General features: G+C 73.2%; 11 protein-coding genes. 8 read left to right on the forward strand and 3 right to left on the reverse strand.

Going from position 1 to position 21,808, the window contains the following annotated elements:
* Positions 1–75: 75 nt before the first annotated feature.
* Positions 76–1,326, reverse strand: coding sequence for an Ig-like domain-containing protein (locus tag ACIGG8_RS31140; protein WP_396552035.1), 1,251 nt, complete (start codon positions 1,324–1,326; stop codon positions 76–78).
* 202 nt (positions 1,327–1,528) lie between these two features.
* On the opposite strand from ACIGG8_RS31140, the gene glgX reads away from it, so the two are divergent.
* Positions 1,529–3,751 (forward strand): glycogen debranching protein GlgX, encoded by a 2,223-nt coding sequence (gene glgX, locus ACIGG8_RS31145; RefSeq protein ID WP_396552036.1) that lies wholly within the window; start codon positions 1,529–1,531, stop codon positions 3,749–3,751.
* A 21-nt stretch (positions 3,752–3,772) separates the two neighbouring features.
* On the opposite strand, the gene ACIGG8_RS31150 is transcribed toward glgX, so the two are convergent.
* Complete coding sequence (locus tag ACIGG8_RS31150; RefSeq protein WP_396552037.1) at positions 3,773–5,206, reverse strand: family 2B encapsulin nanocompartment shell protein; 1,434 nt, start codon at positions 5,204–5,206, stop codon at positions 3,773–3,775.
* Positions 5,207–5,438: 232 nt separating this feature from the next.
* Here ACIGG8_RS31150 and ACIGG8_RS31155 point away from each other — a divergent pair, with 232 nt between their 5' ends.
* Both ACIGG8_RS31155 and ACIGG8_RS31160 read left to right on the forward strand, forming a co-directional pair.
* Positions 5,439–7,301 carry an ABC transporter ATP-binding protein gene (locus ACIGG8_RS31155; RefSeq protein WP_396552038.1) on the forward strand — a complete coding sequence of 621 codons (1,863 nt, stop codon included), beginning with the start codon at positions 5,439–5,441 and terminating at the stop codon, positions 7,299–7,301.
* The gene (locus tag ACIGG8_RS31160; protein WP_396552039.1) at positions 7,298–9,154 is read left to right on the forward strand and encodes an ABC transporter ATP-binding protein; all 1,857 of its coding nucleotides are present in this window, start codon (positions 7,298–7,300) and stop codon (positions 9,152–9,154) included. Before ACIGG8_RS31155 ends, ACIGG8_RS31160 begins: the two co-directional genes overlap by 4 nt.
* A gap of 131 nt (positions 9,155–9,285) precedes the next feature.
* Here ACIGG8_RS31160 and glgP read toward each other — a convergent pair whose 3' ends face one another.
* Positions 9,286–11,994, reverse strand: a complete 2,709-nt coding sequence (gene glgP / locus ACIGG8_RS31165; RefSeq protein ID WP_396552040.1) for an alpha-glucan family phosphorylase — start codon at positions 11,992–11,994, stop codon at positions 9,286–9,288.
* Positions 11,995–13,099: 1,105 nt separating this feature from the next.
* Here glgP and ACIGG8_RS31170 point away from each other — a divergent pair.
* The 5 genes from ACIGG8_RS31170 to ACIGG8_RS31190 all read left to right on the forward strand — a co-directional run bounded on the left by ACIGG8_RS31170 (position 13,100) and on the right by ACIGG8_RS31190 (position 21,794).
* Complete coding sequence (locus ACIGG8_RS31170; RefSeq protein ID WP_396552047.1) at positions 13,100–15,055, forward strand: alpha-1,4-glucan--maltose-1-phosphate maltosyltransferase; 1,956 nt, start codon at positions 13,100–13,102, stop codon at positions 15,053–15,055.
* Positions 15,052–16,776, forward strand: coding sequence for a maltose alpha-D-glucosyltransferase (treS, locus tag ACIGG8_RS31175; protein ID WP_350520226.1), 1,725 nt, complete (start codon positions 15,052–15,054; stop codon positions 16,774–16,776). The genes ACIGG8_RS31170 and treS overlap by 4 nt, the downstream gene beginning before the upstream one ends.
* A 247-nt stretch (positions 16,777–17,023) precedes the next feature.
* On the forward strand, positions 17,024–18,514 hold the full coding sequence (locus ACIGG8_RS31180) for a phosphotransferase (RefSeq protein ID WP_350520227.1): 1,491 nt from the start codon (positions 17,024–17,026) through the stop codon (positions 18,512–18,514).
* 105 nt (positions 18,515–18,619) lie between these two features.
* The gene (gene glgB / locus ACIGG8_RS31185; RefSeq protein ID WP_396552041.1) at positions 18,620–21,067 is read left to right on the forward strand and encodes a 1,4-alpha-glucan branching protein GlgB; all 2,448 of its coding nucleotides are present in this window, start codon (positions 18,620–18,622) and stop codon (positions 21,065–21,067) included.
* 70 nt (positions 21,068–21,137) lie between these two features.
* A complete protein-coding gene (locus ACIGG8_RS31190; RefSeq protein WP_396552042.1) occupies positions 21,138–21,794 on the forward strand; it encodes a hypothetical protein in 657 nt (218 codons plus the stop codon).
* The last annotated feature ends 14 nt before the right edge of the window (positions 21,795–21,808 follow it).

The raw sequence follows: 21,808 nt of genomic DNA on the forward strand, positions 1-21,808 counted from the left end.
GATCTCCGGGGGTCCCGGGTGGAGCGGGGGTGAACCGGCCGTGAATCGGCGGGCGGGCGGCGGGAGCGGGGCCGGCTAGCGCAGCGCGCTCCCGGCCACCCACTGGTCCCAGGGCACGTTCCAGCCGTTCAGCCCGTTCTGCGGCGGCACGACGTCCCCGGTCGAGGCCTTCACCTCCAGCACGTCCCCCGGGACGGTGTGCTCGAACAGCCAGCCCGCCGGGGAGTCCTTGCTGGTGCCGCCCTTCTCGTCGGCCAGGCCGATGCAGCCGTGGCTGGTGTTGGCGGTGCCGAACACGCCGGGGGCCGCCCAGTAGTTGCCGTGGATGAAGGTGCCGGAGGTGGTCAGCCGCATCGCGTGCGGGACGTCCTTGATGTCGTACTCGTCGCCCATGCCGACGGTCTGCGAGTTCATCCGGGTCACCTTGTACTTCTCCGACACCACCAGCACCCCCCGGTAGGTCGAGTGGTCGGGGCTGCCGCCGGAGACCTTGAGCACCTTGACCACCTTGCTGCCCTGGCCGGCCCGGACGGTCAGGGTGTGCGCGTCCAGGTCCACGGTGGAGACCTGCGCCCGGCCGACGGTGAAGTGCAGGTCCCGGCTCTGGGTACCGAACTCGCCCGGCGCGCCCTGCACGTCCTTCAGCCGCAGCACCACCGTGACCCGGGTGCCGGCCGCCCAGTACCGCTGCGGGCGGACGTCCAGCCGCTGGTTGCCGAACCAGTGCGCGGCCACCGGCACCGGCGGGTCGGCGGTGACCTGGACGGCCCGCTCCACCGCCGCCCGGTCGGCGATCGGCCGGCTGAAGCGCAGCGAGACCGGCATGCCGACGCCGACCGTCGAGCCGTCCTCCGGGGTGAAGAACGCGACGAAGGTGTGCGCCCGGGCGACGGTCGAGAACGCCGAGTGCTGGGCGGCCTTCTGCCCCTGGTCGTCCTCGGCGACGGCGTCCAGGGTGAACGCGGTGCCCAGCGGCAGCGGGCCGTCGGGCGCCCAGCCGGCGCCGTCCCGGGTGATCGTGCCGGGCACCTCGGTGCCCTTGGCGTCCGCCAGCCGCACCGACACCAGCCGGCCCTGCGCGGCACTCACCCGGACCGCGCCCTCCGGCTGCACGTCCTGCGCGCCGTCGGCCGGCAGCGCGGTCACCACCGCCCTGGACGGCGGCGGCGGAGCGGTGTACGGCACCGGCCCCACGTCGTCGGCGGCCGCCCCGACCGCCGCGTCCCCGCCCGGCGCGCCACCGCCACCGCCGCACCCCGTGAGAACGGCCAGGCAGCAGGCCACCGCCGCCGCACCCCGCGCCCACACCCGTCCTCGGCGCCGCATCCCGGGGCCTCCCACTGTTCGCGTCCGACGCCCGGAACAACGACGCCCGCGGACGGGGGGACACGCCGGACGACTCCCGGAATCCCCGCTCCCCCGGGGGCCATCCGCCGGTAAGCCCCCGTTCAGCGGCTTCCGATCTGCGCAATCCGGGAAAGAGGAAGTGAACGGGGTCCGGGACACCCCGCCCAGGGAGGGTACGGCCATGGCGTCAGGGCAGGAGCTGGAAGCCGGGGCACGGCCGGACGGCGGCCCGCACACCGCCGAGCCACCGCGGCCCGGCAGCTGGCAGCCGCTCGGCGCCCGCGTCCGCACCGACCGGCTCGGCCGCCGGGGCACCAACTTCGCGCTCTGGGCGGCCGGCGCCGAGGCCGTCGACCTCTGCCTCTTCGACGAGGAGGGTCGGGAGAGCCGGCACCGTCTCACCGAGCAGGACTTCCAGGTCTGGCACGGCTTCCTGCCCGGCGTGCGCCCCGGCACCCGCTACGGCTTCCGGGTGCACGGCCGGTGGGACCCGTGGACCGGCGCCCGCTGGAACCCGGCCAAGCTGCTGCTGGACCCGTACGCCCGCGCCGTCGACGGCTGTTACACCTCGCACGACGCCGCCTGCGCCGCCGTGCGCAACTGGCCGGAGGCGGACGTCGCCGACACCGTCCGGGACAACCGTGACTCCGCCCCCTACGTGCCCAGAGCCGTGGTCGTCCACGACGACGACGACTGGTACGACGACCACCGCCCGAAGACCCCGTGGGCCGAGACGGTGCTCTACGAACTGCACGTGCGCGGCTTCACCATGCGCCACCCGGACGTCCCTCCGCACCTGCGCGGCACCTACGCCGGCCTCGCCCACCCCGCCTCGATCGCCCACCTCACCCGCCTCGGCGTGACCGCCGTCGAGCTGCTGCCGGTCCACCAGTACGCCAGCGAGGACCACCTGCAGGCGCGCGGCCTAGTCAACTACTGGGGCTACAACACGATCGGCTACTTCGCCCCGCACGCCGGCTACTCCGCCTCCGGCTCGCGCGGCGGCCAGGTCGGCGAGTTCAAGCAGATGGTCCGCGCCCTGCACGCCGCCGGGATCGAGGTGATCCTGGACGTGGTGTTCAACCACACCGCCGAGGGCGGCGAGCTCGGCCCGATGCTCTCGCTGCGCGGCATCGACAACGCCGCCTACTACCGCCTCCCGCCCAACCGCCCGCGCGGCTACGCCGACTACACCGGCTGCGGCAACACCCTGGACACCCGCCGCCCGCAGGCGATCCGGCTGGTCACCGACTCGCTGCGCTACTGGGTCGCCGAGATGGGCGTGGACGGCTTCCGCTTCGACCTCGCCGCCGCCCTGGCCCGCGGCGGCCCGGGCGGCGGCGACGGCGTGGACATGGACCACCCCTTCCTCGCCGCCGTCGCCCAGGACCCTCTGCTCAGCCGGGTGAAGCTGATCGCCGAGCCCTGGGACGTCGGCCCGGGCGGCTACCAGGTGGGCGGCTTCCCCCCGCTGTGGGCCGAGTGGAACGACAAGTACCGCGACACCGTGCGGGACTTCTGGCGCGGCGCCCGCCCGGACGTCCGGGAGCTCGGCTACCGGCTCACCGGCTCCTCCGACCTCTACCAGCGCGGCGGGCGCCGCCCGTACGCCTCCGTCAACTACGTGACCGCGCACGACGGTTTCACCCTGCGCGACCTGGTCTCCTACGACCGCAAGCACAACGAGGCGAACGGCGAGGCCAACCGGGACGGCACCGACGACAACCGCTCGTGGAACCACGGCGCCGAGGGCGAGACCGCCGACGGGGACGTCAACGCGCTGCGGCTGCGCCAACTGCGCAACCTGACCGCCACCCTGCTGCTCTCCGCGGGTGTCCCGATGCTCACCGCCGGGGACGAGCTGGGCCGCACCCAGGGCGGCAACAACAACGCCTACTGCCAGGACAACGAGGTCAGTTGGCTGGACTGGTCGCTGCTGGCGGAGCCCGGCTGGCGGGAGCTGTCCGAGCTGACCGCCCGGCTGATCCGGCTGCGCCGCTCCCACCCGGTGCTGCGGCAGCGGGCGTTCTTCTCGGGCCGGGCCGCCACCCCCGGCGGCCAGCCCGACCTGGCCTGGTTCACCCCGCTGGGCAAGGAGATGACCGAGGCCGACTGGTTCGCGCCGACCGCCTGCCTGGGCATGCTGCTGTCCGGCACCGCGATGTCCGAACGGGACGACGCCGGGCGGCCGTTGCGCGACGACAGCTTCCTGCTGCTGCTCAACGCCGGTCACCGGACCACGGTGTTCACCCTGCCCGGAGAGCCCTGGGCGGCGCCGGAGGCCGCGTACGAGACGGTGGTCGACACGGCCGCGGCGGGGACGGGCGAGCCGCACCCGCGGGGCACCGTCGTCCTGGGCGGGCGCTCGCTGCAGCTGCTGCGCGCGCCCGCCCCGGGGGCCTAGGGCCGGAGCACGGCGGCCGGCTCAGCCGCGGGCGTGCCCGAGCTCGACGTTCTCCAGCACGCCGATCGCGTCCGGCACCAGCACCGCCGCCGAGTAGTAGGTGCTGACCAGGTACGAGGCGACGGCCTTCTCGTCGATGCCCATGAACCGGACGTTCAGCCCCGGCTCGACCTCGTCCGGGATGCCGATCTGGGTGAGCCCGACCACGCCCTGGTTGTCCTCGCCGACCCGAATCGCGATGAACGCGCTGGTCTGCTGGTCGGAGACCGGGATCTTGGTGCACGGGAAGATCGGCACCCCGCGCCAGGTCGGCCGCTGCTTGCCGAGCACGTCGACGGTGGCCGGGTAGACGCCGGCCTTGTTGCACTCCCGCTCGAAGGCGGCGATCGCCCGCGGGTGGGCGAACAGGTAGTCGGTGTCCCGGCGCATGCTCAGCAGCTCGTCCAGGTCGTCCGGGGTGGGCGCCCCGGAGCGGGTCTGGATCCGCTGGTCGAAGTCGGCGTTGTTGAGCAGGCCGAACTCCGGGTTGTTGATGATCTCGTGCTCCTGCCGCTCCCGCAGCGCCTCGACGGTCAGCCGCAGCTGCTCCTCGGTCTGGTTCATCGGCTTGTTGTAAAGGTCAGCGACCCGGGTGTGCACCTTCAGGACCGTCTGGGCGACGCTCAGCTCGTACTCGCGCGGCCTCAGCTCGTAGTCGACGAAGGCACCGGGCAGCTCGTACTCGCCCTCGTGGCCTGCCGACAGGTCGATCTCCGCCTCGCCGTGCGCGTTCTGGGCCTGCGCGGCGTCGGCGGCGAAGCCCAGCAGCTGCTCGCGCAGCGAGTCCGAGCGGTCGACCAGCTCCTGGAAGACCGACCAGGACAGCGCCATCGCGGTGCCGGAGGTCGCCGCCTTCACGGTGTACGGCCAGGTGCCGCTCGGCTCGGTGAGCGCCTCGTCGCCGAGGTGGTCGCCATCGGCGAGCGAGCCGAGCACCGCCTGCTCGCCGTACTTGCCGGTGCCGATCCGGTCCACCTTGCCGTGCGCGACCAGGAACACCTCCTCGATCGGCGCGCCCTCCTGCACCAGCACGTCGCCGACCGCGAAGTCCCGCTGCACGAACCGGCGGGCCAGCTCCTCCAGCACGGCGTCGTCCTCGTAGCCGCGCAGCGCCGGGACCTCGCGCAGCGAGGGGGCGATCACGCTCACCGCGGAGCCGGCCACGGAGAAGCCCACCCGGCCGCGGCCGGCGGCGAAGCTGAGGCGGCGGTTGACCCGGTAGGTGCCGGCGCTGACCTGCACCCAGGGCAGCATCTTCAGCAGCCAGCGGGAGGTGATCTCCTGCATCTGCGGCTTCGACTTGGTCGTCGTCGCCAGGTTGCGCGCCGCGGTCGTGCTGAGGCTGAGCTGGGCCCGCACCCGCACTGTCGCGGATCCCCGGCCGGGGGTCGGGGTCGACTCGGTCTCGACCGTCATGTCCGCACTCCTGTCACTCGGGCATCGATGAGCATCCGTCAGAAGATCCATCGGCCGATCGGCCGGGGCTCGCAAGAGGCGCACGGCGCATTCCTCCCTGCACGAACCGACGCGCGCGCCCCACCGGCCACCCGCACACGTCCCGTCCGGGTGGCCGGTTCTCGCCGCACACCGCCGACAGGGGCGAAAAACCGGATGAGAAGTGACGGGCTCTCTGCCTACCCTCACCGCGATGGCCGAGAACCGACAAGACACCGACAACCCGCCCGCCGACGGGACCGCCGAACCCGCCGCGGCGGCCACCACCGCCGCAGCCGCACCGCCGGCCGCGCCCCGCCACTCCACGGTCCGCTCGCTGCTGCGCCTGTGGCCGTACGCGCGCGCCGTCCGCGGCCGGCTGGTCGTCTCGGTGACGGCCGCCACGCTCGGCATGCTGAGCACCCTCGCCGTCCCGGTGCTCCTCGGCCGGATCGTGGACGGCCCGCTCGCCACGCACGACCTCGCCGCCCTCTGGCCGCTGATCGGCCTGGTGCTGCTGGTCGGGCTCTTCGAGGCCGGACTGTTCTTCACCCGCCGGGTGGTGCTGGCCCGCCCGCTGGCCGGGCTGGAGACGGCGATGCGCGGCGACCTCTTCGCCAAGCTCCAGCGGCTGCCGGTCTCCTTCCACGACCGCTGGGGCTCCGGCCAGCTCCTGTCCCGGGCCACCGCCGACATGTACACCATGCGGCTGTTCCTGGCCTTCCCGCTGGTGTTCCTGATCGTCAACTCGGTCATGTTCCTGGCGGGCACGGTGGTGATGTTCACCCAGGACTGGCGGCTCGCCCTGATCGCCCTGGTGCCCGTCGTCCCGCTGTTCGTCCTCACCCGGCGCTTCGAGTCCGGCTACTCCGGCGCCTCCCGCCTCGCCCAGGACCAGAACGGCGACCTCGCCACCGTGGTCGAGGAGTCCGTCCTCGGCATCCGGATCCTCAAGGCCTTCGGCCGCCACCGCTCGATGGCCGAGCGCTTCCGGGCCCAGGCCCGGGAGCTGCGCCGCACCGAGCTGCACAAGGCCCACCTGCTGGCCAACCTCTGGGCGGTGATCGTCGGCCTGCCGGAGATCGCCCTCGGCTGCGCCCTCGCCGTCGGCGCGTACCTGGTCGCCCACGACGAGCTGAGCGCCGGCGCCCTGGTCGCCTTCCTCTCCACCGCGCTCGCGCTGCGCTGGCCGGTGGAGTCGCTCGGCTGGCTGCTCGCGTACGCCAACGAAGCCGCCACCGCGACCGACCGCTTCTTCGAGGTGCTGGACGAGCCGGACACCCCCGACCCGGGCACCGCCACCGGCCTCACCACCCGGGACGGCATCCGCTTCACCGGCGTCCGCTTCCGCTACCCCGACGCCCCGGCCGGCAGCCCCGACCTGCTGACCGGCATCGACCTGCACGTCCACAGCGGCGAGACGATGGCCCTGGTCGGCGCCACCGGCAGCGGCAAGACCACGCTGACCGCCCTGCTCCCCCGGCTGTACGACGCCACCGCCGGCACCATCACGCTGGACGGCCGGGACATCCGCGACCTGCCCCGGGAGCGGCTGCGCGAACTCGTCGCGGTCGCCTTCGAGGAACCCACCCTGTTCTCCGCCACCGTCCGGGAGAACGTCCTGATGGGCGCCCCGGGCGCGAGCGGGGAGCAGCTGCGCTCCGCCCTCGCCACCGCCCAGGCCGGCTTCGTGGAGAAGCTCCCCGAAGGTGCCGACACCGAGGTCGGCGAGCAGGGCCTGAGCCTGTCCGGCGGCCAGCGCCAGCGCCTCGCCCTGGCCCGCGCGGTGGTCGGCGACCCGGCCTTCCTGGTGCTGGACGATCCGCTCTCCGCCCTGGACGTGCACACCGAGGCCCTGGTCGAGCGCGCGCTGCGCGAGGTCCTCGGCACCACCACCGCCCTGGTGGTGGCCCACCGTCCCAGCACGGTGCTGCTCGCCGACCGGGTCGCGGTCCTGGCGGACGGCCGGATCGAGGCCGTCGGCACCCACCAGGAGCTGCTCCGCGACTGCGCGCTCTACCGCGAACTGATGTCGGGCGAGGCCGCCCTCGTGCCCGAAGGAAGTGCAGCCCCGTGACCACGACCGCCGAACCCACGAAGGCCGGGCCCGCCGCGTCCGCTGCGTCCGCCGAGGAGGAACTGCCCCCGCCCCCGGCCGACGAGGAGGACATCCCCGTCCCGCCCGGCGCGCCCCGGGCGCTGCTGCGCTCGCTGCTCGGCCCGCACCGGGCCCGGATCGCCGTCGCGATGGTGGTGATCCTGGTCCAGCAGGCCGCCCTGCAGTCCGGCCCGCTGCTGGTCGCGGTGGCGATGGACCGCGCCATCCCGGCGCTGCGCGCGCACGACTCCGGCCCGCTGGTCGCGGTCATCGCCGCGTACCTGTTCTGCGCGCTGCTCAGCCCGGTGCTGCAGTGGGTGTTCATCAAGATCAGCGCCCGGATCAACCAGGACATCCTGCTGGAGCTGCGCGGCCGGATCTTCCGGCACGCCCAGCGGCTGAGCCTGGACTTCCACGAGCGCTACACCTCGGGCCGGATCATCTCCCGGGCCACCAGTGACATCGACGCGCTGCGCGAGCTGCTCTCGGAGGGCCTGCAGGAGCTGCTGACGGTCTTCCTGTCGGTCTGCTACATCTCGGTGCTGCTGCTGGTGCTGGACTGGCGGCTCGGGCTGGTCTCGCTGGTGTCCGCGGTGCCGCTGGCGCTGATCGCCCGGTCCTTCCGCAGCCGCTCGCGCCGGGTGTACCGCCGCTCCCGCACCTCGGCGGCCTCGCTGATCGTCCGCTTCACCGAGACCATGAACGGCATCCGCCCGGTGCAGGCCTTCCGCCGCGAGAAGGCCAACGACGCGGCCTTCGCGGTGGTCAACCGGCAGTCCGCCACCGCGACCGCGGACGGCCTGCTGGAGATCGCCCGCTACGTCGGCCTCTCCCGGGCCACCGCCAACCTGTGGCTCACCGGCGTGCTGCTGTTCGGCGCGTACCTGGCCGTCGACGACTCGCTGGCGCTGGGCACGCTCACCGCCTTCGTGCTCTACCTGCGCCGGCTCTACGACCCGATCGACCAGCTGGCGATGTTCCTGAACAGCTACCAGTCGGCCGCCGCCGCGCTGGAGAAGATCGCCGGCCTGCTCGCCCACGAGCCGACCGTCGCCGAACCGGCCGAGCCGAAGGAGCTGCCGCAGGCGGCCCGGAAGGGCCGGGAGGTGTCCTTCGAGGCGACCCGCTTCTCCTACCCCACCGGCAAGGAGGTGCTGCCGCCCTTCGACCTGCTGATCCCGGCCGGGCAGACCGTCGCGGTGGTCGGCGCGACCGGCGCGGGCAAGTCGACGGTCGCCAAGCTGCTGGCCCGCTTCTACGACCCGACCGAGGGCCGGATCCGGCTGGACGGCGTGGACCTGCGCGAGCTGGCCACCCCCGAGCTGCGGCGCGGGGTGGTGATGGTGACCCAGGAGTCCTTCCTGTTCTCCGGCACGGTCGCCGAGAACATCGCGATCGGCCGCCCCGGCGCCACCCGCGAGGAGGTCGAGCGGGCCGCCCGCGACATCGGCGCGTACGAGTTCATCGCCGCGCTGCCGGACGGCTTCGACACCGACGTGCGCAAGCGCGGCGGCCGGATCTCGGCCGGCCAGCGCCAGCTGGTGGCCTTCGCCCGCGCCCTGCTGGCCGACCCGGCGGTGCTGATCCTGGACGAGGCGACCAGTTCGCTGGACGTCCCGGGCGAGCAGGCCGTACAACGGGCGATGCGCACGGTGCTGGCCGGGCGGACGGCGGTGATCATCGCGCACCGGCTCTCCACCGTGGAGATCGCCGACCGCGTCCTGGTGATGGACCAGGGCCGGATCGTGGAGGACGGCTCCCCGCAGGAGCTGGTCGACGGCTCCGGCCGCTTCGCCACCCTCCACCGGGCCTGGCGGGACAGCCTGGTCTAGCCGCGGGGCGCCCGACACCCCCGGCCCCTCGATGTGCCCGTCCGGGTGCGCCGTCACGCACCCGGCCGGGCCGCTCCTCGGACGACTGCCGTCCGTCCGTCGCGGACGCACGGCAGTCGTCCGGCGCGACGTCAGCGCAGCAGCCCCGCGTCCATCCCGGCCGACTCGACGGGCAGGGCGACCAGGCCCGGCTCGGCCGGGGAGGCCAGCAGCGGGTGCGCGGGCAGCACCCGGACGGTGTAGCCGAACGGGCCGGTCCGGCACAGCTCCAGCGTGCCCTCGTAGCGGGTGCGGCCGTCCAGGTCGGGCCCGCCGACCGGCTTCAGGGCGAGCAGGCAGGCGTCCGAGATGCCGTCCGACTCGTCCACCCGGCCGGAGACCACCTGGACCTCGACGTCGCCCGGCTGCAGGGTGCCGAGCGCGACCTGCACCCGCAGCGCCAGCGAGCTGCCCAGCTCCTGGGCCTCGGTCGGGCACTCCGCCTCGACGTGCTCGACCCGGACGGCCGGCCAGGCCTCCCGGACCTTCGCCTTCCAGCCGGCCAGTTCCCGGGCGCCCGTGAACCGCCCGGTGGACCGCCCGCCCGCCTCCGCGCGCCCGGCTTCCGGCGCCGCCAGCTCCCGCTGGGCCAGCGCCGCCGGGGCGTACAGCCGTTCGACGTACTCGCGGACCATCCGCCCGGCGAGCACCTTGGGCCCGAGGGTGACCAGGGTGTGCCGGACCATGGCGATCCAGTGGTGCGGCAGGCCGTCCGCGTCGCGGTCGTAGAACCGGGCGGCGACCTGGTGCTCGATCAGGTCGTAGAGCGCGGCCGCCTCGATGTCGTCGCGCCGCTCGGCCTCGCCGCTGTCCGGGTCGAGCACTCCGCCGCCCTCGTCGGCGGTGGGGATCGCCCAGCCGTTGCGGCCGTCGTACCACTCGTCCCACCAGCCGTCCAGGACGGACAGGTTGAGGCAGCCGTTGAGCGCGGCCTTCATCCCCGAGGTGCCGCAGGCCTCCAGCGGACGCAGGGGGTTGTTGAGCCAGACGTCGCAGCCGGGGTAGAGGTGCCGGGCCATCGCCATGTCGTAGTCCGGCAGGAAGACGATCCGGTGCCGGACCGCCGGGTCGTCGGCGAAGGCGACCATCTGCTGGATCAGCCGCTTGCCGCCGTCGTCGGCCGGGTGGGCCTTGCCGGCCACCACGATCTGCACCGGCCGGGTGGGGTGCAGCAGCAGGCCGCGCAGCCGCTCCTGGTCGCGCAGCATCAGGGTGAGCCGCTTGTAGGAGGGCACCCGGCGGGCGAAGCCGATGGTGAGCACGTCGGGGTCGAGCACCGAGGAGACCCAGCCGAGCTCGGCCTCCCCGGCCCCGCGCTGGCGCCAGGAGGCGCGCAGCCGGCGGCGGGCCTCCTCCACCAGCTGGGCGCGCAGGGTGCGGCGGAGCTCCCAGATCTCGGTGGTGCCGATCGCCTCCAGGCCGGTCCAGCGGGTGGCCTCGCCGGTGGTCATCGCCTCCTCGGCGCGCTCGGCGCCGATCTCGGCGGCGCCGAGCCGCACGACCGCTGGGTCGATCCAGGTGGCGGCGTGCACGCCGTTGGTGACCGAGGTGATCGGCACCTCGGAGGGGTCGAAGCCGGGCCAGAGGCCGTTGAACATCGAGCGGCTGACCTCGCCGTGCAGGGTGGAGACCCCGTTGGCGCGCTGGGCCAGCCGCAGGCCCATGGCGGCCATGTTGAACAGCTTCGGGTCCCCGCCGGGCCAGGTCTCGGCGCCGAGCGCGAGCACCCGGTCGACCGGGACGCCGGGCAGCGCGGCGTCGCCGCCGAAGTGGCGGGCGACGAGGTCGCGGTCGAAGCGGTCGATGCCGGCCGGGACCGGCGTGTGGGTGGTGAAGAGGGTGCCGGCCCGGACGGACTCCAGGGCGGCGGCGAAGTCCGGACCGTCCGGCTCCTCGGCGACGAGTTCGCGGATCCGTTCGACGCCGAGGAAGCCGGCGTGGCCCTCGTTGGTGTGGAAGACCTCCGGGGCGGGGTGCCCGGTGAGCCGGCAGTAGACGCGCACGGCCCGGACGCCGCCGATGCCGAGCAGCATCTCCTGCAGCAGCCGGTGCTCGCTGCCGCCGCCGTAGAGCCGGTCGGTGACGTCGCGTTCGGCCGGCGAGTTGGCCTCGATGTCGGAGTCGAGCAGCAGCAGCGGGACCCGCCCGACCTGGGCCTTCCAGATCCGGGCGGCCAGGGTGCGGCCGCCGGGCAGGGCGAGGTCGACCCGGCTGGGGGTGCCGTCGGCCTCCCGGAGCGGGCTGACCGCCAGCTCGTCCGGGTCGAGCAGCGGGTAGCGCTCCTGCTGCCAGCCGTCCCGGCCGAGGGACTGCCGGAAGTAGCCGTGCCGGTAGAACAGCCCGACGCCGATGACCGGGACGCCGAGGTCGCTGGCGGCCTTGAGGTGGTCGCCGGCCAGGATGCCGAGCCCGCCGGAGTACTGGGGCAGCGCGGCGGCGATGCCGTACTCGGGCGAGAAGTAGGCGATCGCGGCGGGCAGCGGGGCGGCCTCGGCCTCCTGCTGCCGGGTCTGGTACCAGCGCGGGCCGGTCAGGTAGTCGCGCAGGTCGTCGGCGAGGTCGCCGAGTCTGCGCAGGAACCGCCGGTCGGCGGCGAGCGCGGCGAGCCGGCCGGCCGGGACCTCCCCGAGCAGCCGCACCGGGTCCTCGCCGGTCGCGGCCCAGACCTCCGGGTCCACGGACCGGAACAGGTCCCTGGTCTCGGGGTGCCAGGACCAGCGCAGGTTGAGGGCCAGCTCGTGCAACGGCTGGAGTTGTTCGGGCAGGACGGTGCGGACGGTGAATCTGCGGATTGCCTTCACGGCGTGAAGCGTAGCCGTGGCGGCCGGTCCGACAGTGCGTCAAGTGGGCTATTGGGCATCCGTTCGGGCTATTGATGAGATCGCATTCGGCGCATTGGACTGCACGGGGGGCGCGCGAGGCGCACATTTCGAGGAGCCGCGCTACCAATACGTGAACTCTTCGGTACGGATCCATTTCCGATGGCGCATCCGCTCGGGAGAAGACCCGAAACTACTGTCGTACTGCTGCAAAAACCTTGTCGCCGGTGCGAGGATGACCGAAGGTCGTTGATGCTGTGGGGAGTGCGGCGACGGGTGGCGTCCCCCTTGAAGCAGCACGTCCGAATCCTTTTCGCGTTGGCCGTTCCCGTTCTTCTTAGCCCATTCGGCGCTCACCGCGCACCGACACGTGTCCTCGCGCCCGGCCCGCTCGTTCACGGGTGGACCGGACCGCCCAGGGGCGCGCCCCCGGAGGCGTGCGCCGGGACGCGCACGGGCTCGGGGGCGTCCTGCCACCGGCTCGGCGGGCGCCGGGCAGGTTGCCGGGGACAGCGGCGCGGGCAGGCTCCGGTCGCACGTCCTCCCCACCCAGCAGTCCTCCCGGTACTCCCCTGGCCCGATCCCCCGGCCCGCGGGAGCTGCCGCCGATCTCGGGCAGGAGCTTGGCATGCACGGCGACACGCGGGACCAGTCCACACCGGTGGCCGAAGCCCTCGACTCAGCGGTCGCGGAATCCGCCGGACGGATGGATTCTGACACTCGGACAGATCCGGCGATGCCTGCGCCCAGGGCGTCCGGCGCGGTCAGTACCGGATCCTCCGAATCCCGACCCCCCGCGGACCGGCCCTCGACGGCGCGGTCCTCCGAAACGGCCCGACGACCCGGGACCGAGGAGGACCGGACCGCGGCACCCCGCAGGCGCACCACCACGCGCCGCACCACCGCCACCGCGTCGGCCGCCACCCCGAAGGCCGGAGCCGGGGCCGAGCCCGCGCCCCGCAAGACCGCCACGAGGAAGGCGGCCGCCCCGAAGGCGCCCGCCGCGAAGACCGCCGCCGAACCGGCGGCCGGGCCAGCCCGCAAGACCGCCGCCAAGCCCTCCGCCCGCAAGACAGAGAGCGACACCGTGATCGGCCGCATCCCCGTCCTGGACGTCAGTCCCCTCGTCGACGCCGGCCGCCGCCCGGCCAAGGCCGTCGTCGGCGAGACCTTCCTGGTCACCGCGACCGTCTTCCGGGAGGGCCACGACGCCGTCAACGCCAACGTGGTGCTGCGCGACCCGCGCGGCCGCAGCGGCCCGTGGACCCCGATGCGCGAGCTCGCCGAGGGCACCGACCGCTGGGGCGCGTACGTCACCCCGACCGCGCCCGGCCGTTGGTCGTACCTGGTGGAGGCGTGGAGCGACCCGGTGGCCACCTGGCGCAGGACCGCCTCGGTGAAGCTGCCCGCCGGGATCGACACCGCGCTGGTCCTGGAGGAGGGGGCCCGGCTGTTCGAGCAGGCCGCGGCCGGCGTGCCGAAGAAGGAGGGCCGCGCCGACGTCCTGGCCGCCGCCGAGGCGCTGCGCGACCCGACCATGCCGCCGCTGTCCCGGCTGGCCGCCGCCCTCGCCCCCGAGGTGCTGGAGCTGCTGGCCCGGTACCCGCTGCGCGAGCTGCTCAGCGCCTCCCGCCCGCTGCCGCTGCAGGTGGACCGCGAGCGGGCGCTGTTCGGCTCCTGGTACGAGTTCTTCCCCCGTTCGGAGGGGGCCGTGGTGGACCCGAGCGGCGTCGAGCCGCCGCGCTCGGGCACTCTGCGCACCGCCGCCGAACGGCTGCCGGCGGTCGCCGCGATGGGCTTCGACGTGGTCTACCTGCCGCCGGTCCACCCGATCGGCCGAGCCTTCCGCAAGGGCCCGGACAACACCCTGACGGCCGGTCTGCACGACGTCGGCTCGCCCTGGGCGATCGGCTCCCCGGAGGGCGGCCACGACGCCGTCCACCCGGACCTCGGCACCATCGAGGACTTCGACCACTTCGTCTCCGAGGCCCGGGAGCTGAACCTGGAGGTGGCGCTCGACTTCGCCCTCCAGTGCTCGCCGGACCACCCCTGGGTGAACAAGCACCCGGAATGGTTCAGCCACCGCGCGGACGGCACCATCGCCTACGCCGAGAACCCGCCGAAGAAGTACCAGGACATCTACCCGGTCAACTTCGACCAGGACATGGACGGAATCGTCAAGGAAACCGTCCGAATCCTTCGGTTCTGGATGTCACACGGCGTGCGGATCTTCCGGGTCGACAACCCGCACACCAAACCGGTGGTGTTCTGGGAGAAGGTGCTCTCCGACATCGCCCGCACTGACCCCGATGTCGTTTTCCTGGCGGAGGCCTTCACCCGCCCCGCGATGATGCACACCCTGGCGAAGATCGGTTTCCACCAGTCGTACACGTACTTCACCTGGCGCACCACCAAACCGGAACTCACCGAGTACCTCACCGAACTCACCGGTGACGCAGCCGCCTACATGCGCCCCAACTTCTTCGCCAACACCCCGGACATCCTGCACGCCTACCTGCAGCACGGCGGCCGCGCCGCCTTCGCGGTCCGCGCGGTGCTCGCCGCCACCCTCTCCCCCAGCTACGGCGTCTACGCCGGCTACGAGCTCCACGAGAACGAGCCGGCCCACCCGGGCTCCGAGGAGTACCTGCACTCGGAGAAGTACGAGCTGCGCCCGCGCGACTGGAACCGCACCGACACCCTCGCCCCGCTGCTGACCGTGCTCAACCGGCTGCGCCGGCGCCACCCCGCCCTGCAGCAGCTGCGCGACCTGCGCTTCCACCCCACCGACAACGACCAGGTGCTCGCCTACTCCAAGACCGCGACCACCCCCGAGGGCCTCACCGACCAGGTCATCACCGTGGTGAACCTCGACCCGCACCACGTCCAGGAGGCCACCGTCAGCCTCGACGGCGACGGCCCGTACGCGGTGCACGACGAGCTCACCGGCGCCGTCTACACCTGGGGCCGGCACAACTACGTCCGGCTCGATCCCTCAGCCGAGCCGGCTCACCTCCTCACGGTTCGGAGGAACCCAGCGTGACAGTGAACGAGCCCGTCCCCGACACCTTCCCCGAGACCTCGAAGAAGAACCTGGACCCCGAGTGGTTCAAGCGTGCGGTCTTCTACGAGGTGCTGGTGCGGTCCTTCCAGGACAGCAACGGCGACGGGGTCGGGGACCTCAAGGGGCTCACGGCCAAGCTCGACTACCTCCAGTGGCTCGGGATCGACTGCCTCTGGCTCCCCCCGTTCTTCGCCTCGCCGCTGCGCGACGGCGGCTACGACGTGTCCGACTACACCTCGGTGCTGCCGGAGTTCGGCGACCTCGCCGACTTCATGGAGTTCACCGACGCCGCGCACGCCCGCGGCATGCGCGTGATCATCGACTTCGTCATGAACCACACCAGCGACCAGCACCCGTGGTTCCAGGCCTCCCGGGAGGACCCGGACGGGCCCTACGGCGACTTCTACATGTGGGCCGACGACGACAAGCAGTACCCGGACGCCCGGATCATCTTCGTCGACACCGAGACCTCCAACTGGACCTACGACCCGGTCCGCAAGCAGTACTACTGGCACCGCTTCTTCTCGCACCAGCCGGACCTCAACTACGACAACCCCCGGGTCCAGGACGAGATGATCGCCGGGCTGCGGTTCTGGCTCGACCTCGGCATCGACGGTTTCCGGCTGGACGCGGTGCCGTACCTCTTCGCCCGCGAGGGCACCAACTGCGAGAACCTGCCGGAGACCCACGAGTTCCTCAAGCGGGTCCGCAAGGAGATCGACGCCGACTACCCCGACACCGTGCTGCTCGCCGAGGCCAACCAGTGGCCGGAGGACGTCGTCGACTACTTCGGCGACTTCACCTCGGGCGGCGACGAGTGCCACATGGCGTTCCACTTCCCGGTGATGCCGCGGATCTTCATGGCGGTGCGCCGCGAGTCCCGCTACCCGGTGTCCGAGATCCTCGCCAAGACCCCGCGCATCCCCAACGGCTGCCAGTGGGGCATCTTCCTGCGCAACCACGACGAGCTGACCCTGGAGATGGTCACCGACGAGGAGCGCGACTACATGTACGCGGAGTACGCCAAGGACCCCCGGATGCGCGCCAACGTGGGCATCCGCCGCCGGCTCGCCCCGCTGCTGGAGAACGACCGCAACCAGATCGAGCTGTTCACCGCCCTGCTGCTCTCCCTGCCCGGCTCGCCGGTGCTCTACTACGGGGACGAGATCGGCATGGGCGACAACATCTGGCTCGGCGACCGGGACGGCGTGCGCACGCCGATGCAGTGGACCCCGGACCGCAACGCGGGTTTCTCCTCCGCCGACCCGGGCAGGCTCAGTCTGCCGCCCATCATGGACCCGGTGTACGGCTTCCAGGTGACCAACGTCGAGGCGCAGCAGAGCAGTTCGAGTTCGCTGCTGCACTGGACGCGTCGCATGATCGAGATCCGCAAGCTCAACCCGGCGTTCGGCCTCGGCAGCTACGCCGAACTGCCGTCCAGCAACCCCGCCGTGCTGGCCTTCGTGCGCGAGCACGAGGGGGACCTGGTCATGTGCGTGAACAACTTCTCGCGGTTCGCTCAGCCGACCGAGCTGGACCTGCGGCAGTACGGCGGGCGGTACCCGGTCGAGCTGATCGGCGGGGTGCGTTTCCCGTCGATCGGTGAGTGGCCCTACCTGCTCACCCTGGCCGGGCACGGCTTCTACTGGTTCCAGCTCCGGCAGCCCCCGCGTCTGAGCGGGACCAGGCGGTCGAAGTAACGATCCGCCACGGCCGCACCGCCACACCGGCACCACCAGACCCTCCGGGGGCGCCAGTTGAACCCCAGCGCCCCCGGAGTTCTCTGCACCACCGCGTACGGAGAACAGCCCAACGGCCACCCACACGAAGGCGTGACACCCGAGCCACGCTCGCGTGCCGCGACCGCCGCGCCGCCGCAATCCGGAAGACTGACGGACCCGGCCACGACCCGTCGGGCAGTCCGCGTGCTTCCGGGGAAAGGGAGTCATGTCCGAAACCTCCCGTTCTCAAGCCCATGTGCAGCACGACGCCCCGGCCGGCTCCACCACGCCGACCGGCGCGCGGGGCTCCGGGGTCCGGAGAACCGCCCTGGGGGTCAGCGAGCTCGTCCAGGCGGCGCTGCCGCTGATCGCGGCGTGGCTGCCCACCCAGCGCTGGTACGCCGGGAAGGGACGGCCCATCACCGGTCTCACCCCGGTGGTCGGCACCCCGCTGCAGGTCGGCGACCCGGCCCTGCTGCACCTGCTGCTGCGGGTCGAGCACGCCACCACGGCCGGCGCGCCGCACGGCGACATCTACCAGCTGCTGCTCGGCATCCGCTCGCAGGGACTCGGGGACATCGGGCCCGGCGCGGTGCTCGGCCGGCTCAGCCAGGGACCGTACGACGGCGCGACCCTCTACGACGCGGTGCACGACCCCGAACTCACCGGGCGCCTGCTGGAACACCTCGCCACCGGCGACCGCTTCGGCTCGCTGTCCTTCCGCCGCACCCCCGGCTCCGGACTGCCCGCCAACCTCCCCGGCCGCGCCTCCACCGCCGAGCAGTCCAACAGCTCGGTCATCTACGGCACCTCGTACATCCTCAAGCTGTTCCGCCGCATCCACCCCGGCACCAACCCCGACCTCGAACTCTCGCTCGCCCTCTCCCGGGCCGGCTCCACCCGCATCCCGCGGGTCGCCGCCTGGTTCGAGAGCCGGATGGAACGCGCCGAACCGGCCACCCTCGGCCTGCTCCAGCGCTACCTGCCGGACGCCGAGGACGGCTGGGAGCTCGCCCTCGACCAGGTCGGCCGGCTCAAGGGCGACCGCTCGCCGGGCAACTTCGCCATCGAGGCGCACCGGCTCGGCCGGGCCACCGCCGAGGTGCACCGGGTGCTGGCCCGGTCGATGCCGGTCGCCCGGCTCGACCGCACCCAGACCGGACGGCTCGCCACCGCGATGGCCGACCGGCTGGACAGCGCCGTCGCCGCCGTCCCCGGACTGCTGCGCTTCCGGGCCGCGCTGCGCACCGCCTTCCAGCAACTCGCCGACGCCCACCCGGACGGGCTGCCGGTCCAGCGCATCCACGGCGACCTGCACCTCGGGCAGGCCATGCGGACCCCGCACGGCTGGGTCCTGCTGGACTTCGAGGGCGAGCCCGCCAAGTCGGTCAACGAGCGGCGCGAACCGCAGCCCGCCCTGCGCGACGTCGCCGCCATGCTCCGCTCCTTCGACTACGCCGCAGCCCACCTGCTGGCCGGCGGCCCGGTCGACCCGGAACTGGCGCACCTGGCCGCCGCCTGGGCCCAGCGCAACCGCACCGCCTTCAGCGCCGGCTACACGGCCGGGGGCGGCGCCGACCCGGCGGCCTCGCCGGAGCTGATGCGGGCGCTGGAGATCGACAAGGCGGTGTACGAGGTGGTGTACGAGGCCCGGCACCGGCCGAGCTGGCTGCCGATCCCGCTGGCCGCGATCAACCGGCTCGCCCTGTCCGTCTGACTCCCCCGACCCCCGCGCCCGCCACCCGCACCGCCGCCACCCGCGCCGCCGCTTCCCGTACCGCCCGCAGGAGTTCGCCCACCCCCGCCGCAGGAGGACCACGCCGTGACGCCGCTCGACCCGACCGGCCGCCCCGACCGCACCGTTCCGGCCACCTTCCTGGCCGGCGCCGCCGACCCGCCCCGAGCCGAAGGGCTCGCCGACGCCGACGGCGGAGCGGGCCGAGCGACCGACGAAGGAGGGGGTGCCGCAGCGGCGGGCGCCGGCGCCGGGCCCGAGCGCCCGGCGCCGCGCGGGCGGACCACGCCGCGCGCGGCCTCCGTTCCCGCGGGCGTTCCGGCGGACGCCCCCGTCGGGGCCCTGCGCCTGCCCGAGGCGCCGCTGCCGCCGTCCGAGGTGGACCGGCTGGTGAGCGGGCAGCACCACGACCCGCACGCCCTGCTCGGCGCGCACCCGGTGCACGGCGGCACCGCGGTCCGGGTGCTGCGCCCGTTCGCCGAGCGGGTGGTCGTCGAGACCCCGCAGGGCCCCGCCGAACTCACCCACCAGCAGAGCGGGCTGTTCACCGGGCTGGTGGCCGGCGGCGAACTGCGGGACTACTCACTGCTGGTGACCTACCCGGACGGCGAGCCGCTGCGCCAGCAGGACGGCTACCGCACCGCGCCCACCCTCGGCGAGCTGGACCTGCACCTGATCTCCGAGGGCCGGCACGAGCAGTTGTGGCGGGCGCTCGGCTCGCACGTGCGCACCGTCGACGGCGTGGCCGGCACGGCGTTCGCGGTCTGGGCGCCGAACGCGGTCGGAGTGCGGCTGATCGGCGACTTCAACCACTGGAACGGCACCGGGCACCCGATGCGCTCGCTCGGCTCCTCCGGCATCTGGGAGCTGTTCGTCCCGGGCCTGGCCGAGGGCACCACGTACAAGTACGAGGTGCACACCCGGCAGGGCTGGGTGCTCGACAAGGCCGACCCGCTGGCCCGGGCCGCCCAGTGCCCGCCCGGCACCGCCTCGGTGGTCACCTCCTCCGCCTACGCGTGGCAGGACGGCGAGTGGATGGCCCGCCGGGCCCGCGCCCCGCACCACCGGGCGCCGATGTCGGTGTACGAGCTGCACCTGCCCTCGTGGCGCCCCGACCTCACCGACTACCGCGCAATCGCCGAGGAACTCCCGCGCTACCTCAAGGAGTTGAACTTCACCCACGTGGAGTTCATGCCGGTGATGGAGCACCCCTTCGGCGGCTCCTGGGGCTACCAGGTGTCCGGCTACTACGCCCCCACCGCCCGGCTCGGCGGGCCGGACGACTTCCGGTACCTGGTGGACACCCTGCACCGGCACGGCATCGGCGTGATCGTCGACTGGGTGCCCGCGCACTTCCCCAAGGACGACTTCGCGCTCGCCCGCTTCGACGGCGAGCCGCTGTACGAGCCCGCCGACCCGCTGCGCGCCGAGCACCCCGACTGGGGGACGCTGGAGTTCGACTACGGCCGCAAGGAGGTGCGCAACTTCCTGGTCGCCAACGCGGTCTACTGGTGCGAGGAGTTCCACATCGACGGCCTGCGGGTCGACGCCGTCGCCTCGATGCTCTACCTCGACTACTCCCGCGAGGGCGGCGCCTGGACGCCCAACCAGTACGGCGGCCGGGAGAACCTGGACGCGGCCTCCTTCCTGCAGGAGATGAACGCCACCGTCTACCGGCGCTGCCCCGGTGTGATCACCATCGCCGAGGAGTCCACCGCCTGGGACGGGGTCACCCGCCCCACCGACGCCGGCGGCCTCGGCTTCGGGCTCAAGTGGAACATGGGCTGGATGCACGACTCGCTGGTCTACATCTCCAAGGAGCCGGTGCACCGCAAGTACCACCACAACGAGATCACCTTCTCGATGGTGTACGCCTACTCGGAGAACTACATCCTGCCGATCTCGCACGACGAGGTCGTCCACGGCAAGCAGGCCCTGGTCTCCAAGATGCCCGGCGACTGGTGGCAGCAGCGCGCCAACCACCGCGCCTACCTGGGCTTCATGTGGTCCCACCCGGGCAAGCAACTGCTCTACATGGGGCAGGAGTTCGCCCAGGGCGCGGAATGGGACCACGAGCACGGCCCGCAGTGGTGGGTGCTCGACGAGCAGTGGCCGGCCCACGAGGACCACCGCGGGGTGCGCCGCCTGGTCCGCGACCTCAACCGGCACTACCGCGACACCCCGGCGCTGTGGGAGCTGGACACCACCCCGGACGGCTTCCGCTGGCTCGACGGCGGCGCCGCGGACGACAACCTGCTCTCCTACGTCCGGTACGCGGCCGACGGCACCCCGCTGGTCGCGGTCTGCAACTTCTCCCCGGTCGTCCGGCACGGCCGCCGGGTCGGCCTGCCCCGCCTGGCGGGCCGCGACCAGCTGTGGGAGGAGGTGCTGAACACCGACGCCGAGGAGTACGGCGGCAGCGGCATCGGCAACTCCCACCCGGTCAAGGCCGAAGCGGTGGAGTGGGACGGCCAGCCCCGCTCCGCGGAACTGGTCCTCCCCCCGCTCGCCACGCTCTGGCTCCGCCCGGCGTGATCGCCTAGGCTCCCCGCCTGAGACAGATCGTCAGCAGGCGGGGGGCTTGCGCGTATTGCTGTGGACGTTCTTGAAATGGATCTACCTGCTGGCGCCCTTCGTCGGCTGGGCGGCGCTGGTGCGGACCCGGGCGGTCGGGGCCGCGGTCTTCGCCGTCCTGGTGGGCCTGGCCGCGGCCATCGTCGGCCCGGAGTACGGGTGGTTCTTCATCTGGCCCAAGGCCGACCTGCAGGCCGGGTACCCGTTCGTGGCGGCCCTGGTGATCCTGGCGGGCGTGCTGGGCGAGCGGTGGCTGCGCGGCCCGCGGCCGGAGAACAGGTTCGTCGACCCCGAGAGCGGGGCCGCCGTCGCGTTCTGCATCCACGCGCTCGCCGGAGGGGCCCTCGTGTTGATGTACCAGTTCTTCGCCTACGACGCCTTCTTCCCGAACCTCGCCGAGGTGCCGCTGCCGCCCGGGCTGACCATCGAGCACGTCACCGGCACCGAGGGCGCCTGCGGCTCGAACTTCTGCTCCCGGACCCTCACCATCGGCAGCCCCGCCGGCGTGACGGCCGACCAGGTGGAGGCCCGCCTGCGGGCCGCGCTCGCCGCCGACGGCTGGACCCCGGGCCGCAACGGCACCCTCGTGCACCCGCACGGCTGGCTGGTGGACCCGCGCGTGTCGGAGGTCTTCGTCAGCGGGCGCACGGTGGAGCTGTCCGGCTCGGACGGCTCCACCGCCCGCTGACCACCGGCGCCCCC

It is taken from the genome of Kitasatospora sp. NPDC085464, from assembly GCF_044541955.1.
Taxonomy (GTDB): Bacteria; Actinomycetota; Actinomycetes; order Streptomycetales; family Streptomycetaceae; genus Kitasatospora.

Bases quoted from the DNA above. Each gene is read 5' to 3' on its own strand.
- ACIGG8_RS31140 (WP_396552035.1), bottom strand. From the start codon at position 1,326: ATGCGGCGCCGAGGACGGGTGTGGGCGCGGGGTGCGGCGGCGGTGGCC.
- glgX (WP_396552036.1), top strand. From the start codon at position 1,529: ATGGCGTCAGGGCAGGAGCTGGAAGCCGGGGCACGGCCGGACGGCGGC.
- ACIGG8_RS31150 (WP_396552037.1), bottom strand. From the start codon at position 5,206: ATGACGGTCGAGACCGAGTCGACCCCGACCCCCGGCCGGGGATCCGCG.
- ACIGG8_RS31155 (WP_396552038.1), top strand. From the start codon at position 5,439: ATGGCCGAGAACCGACAAGACACCGACAACCCGCCCGCCGACGGGACC.
- ACIGG8_RS31180 (WP_350520227.1), top strand. From the start codon at position 17,024: ATGTCCGAAACCTCCCGTTCTCAAGCCCATGTGCAGCACGACGCCCCG.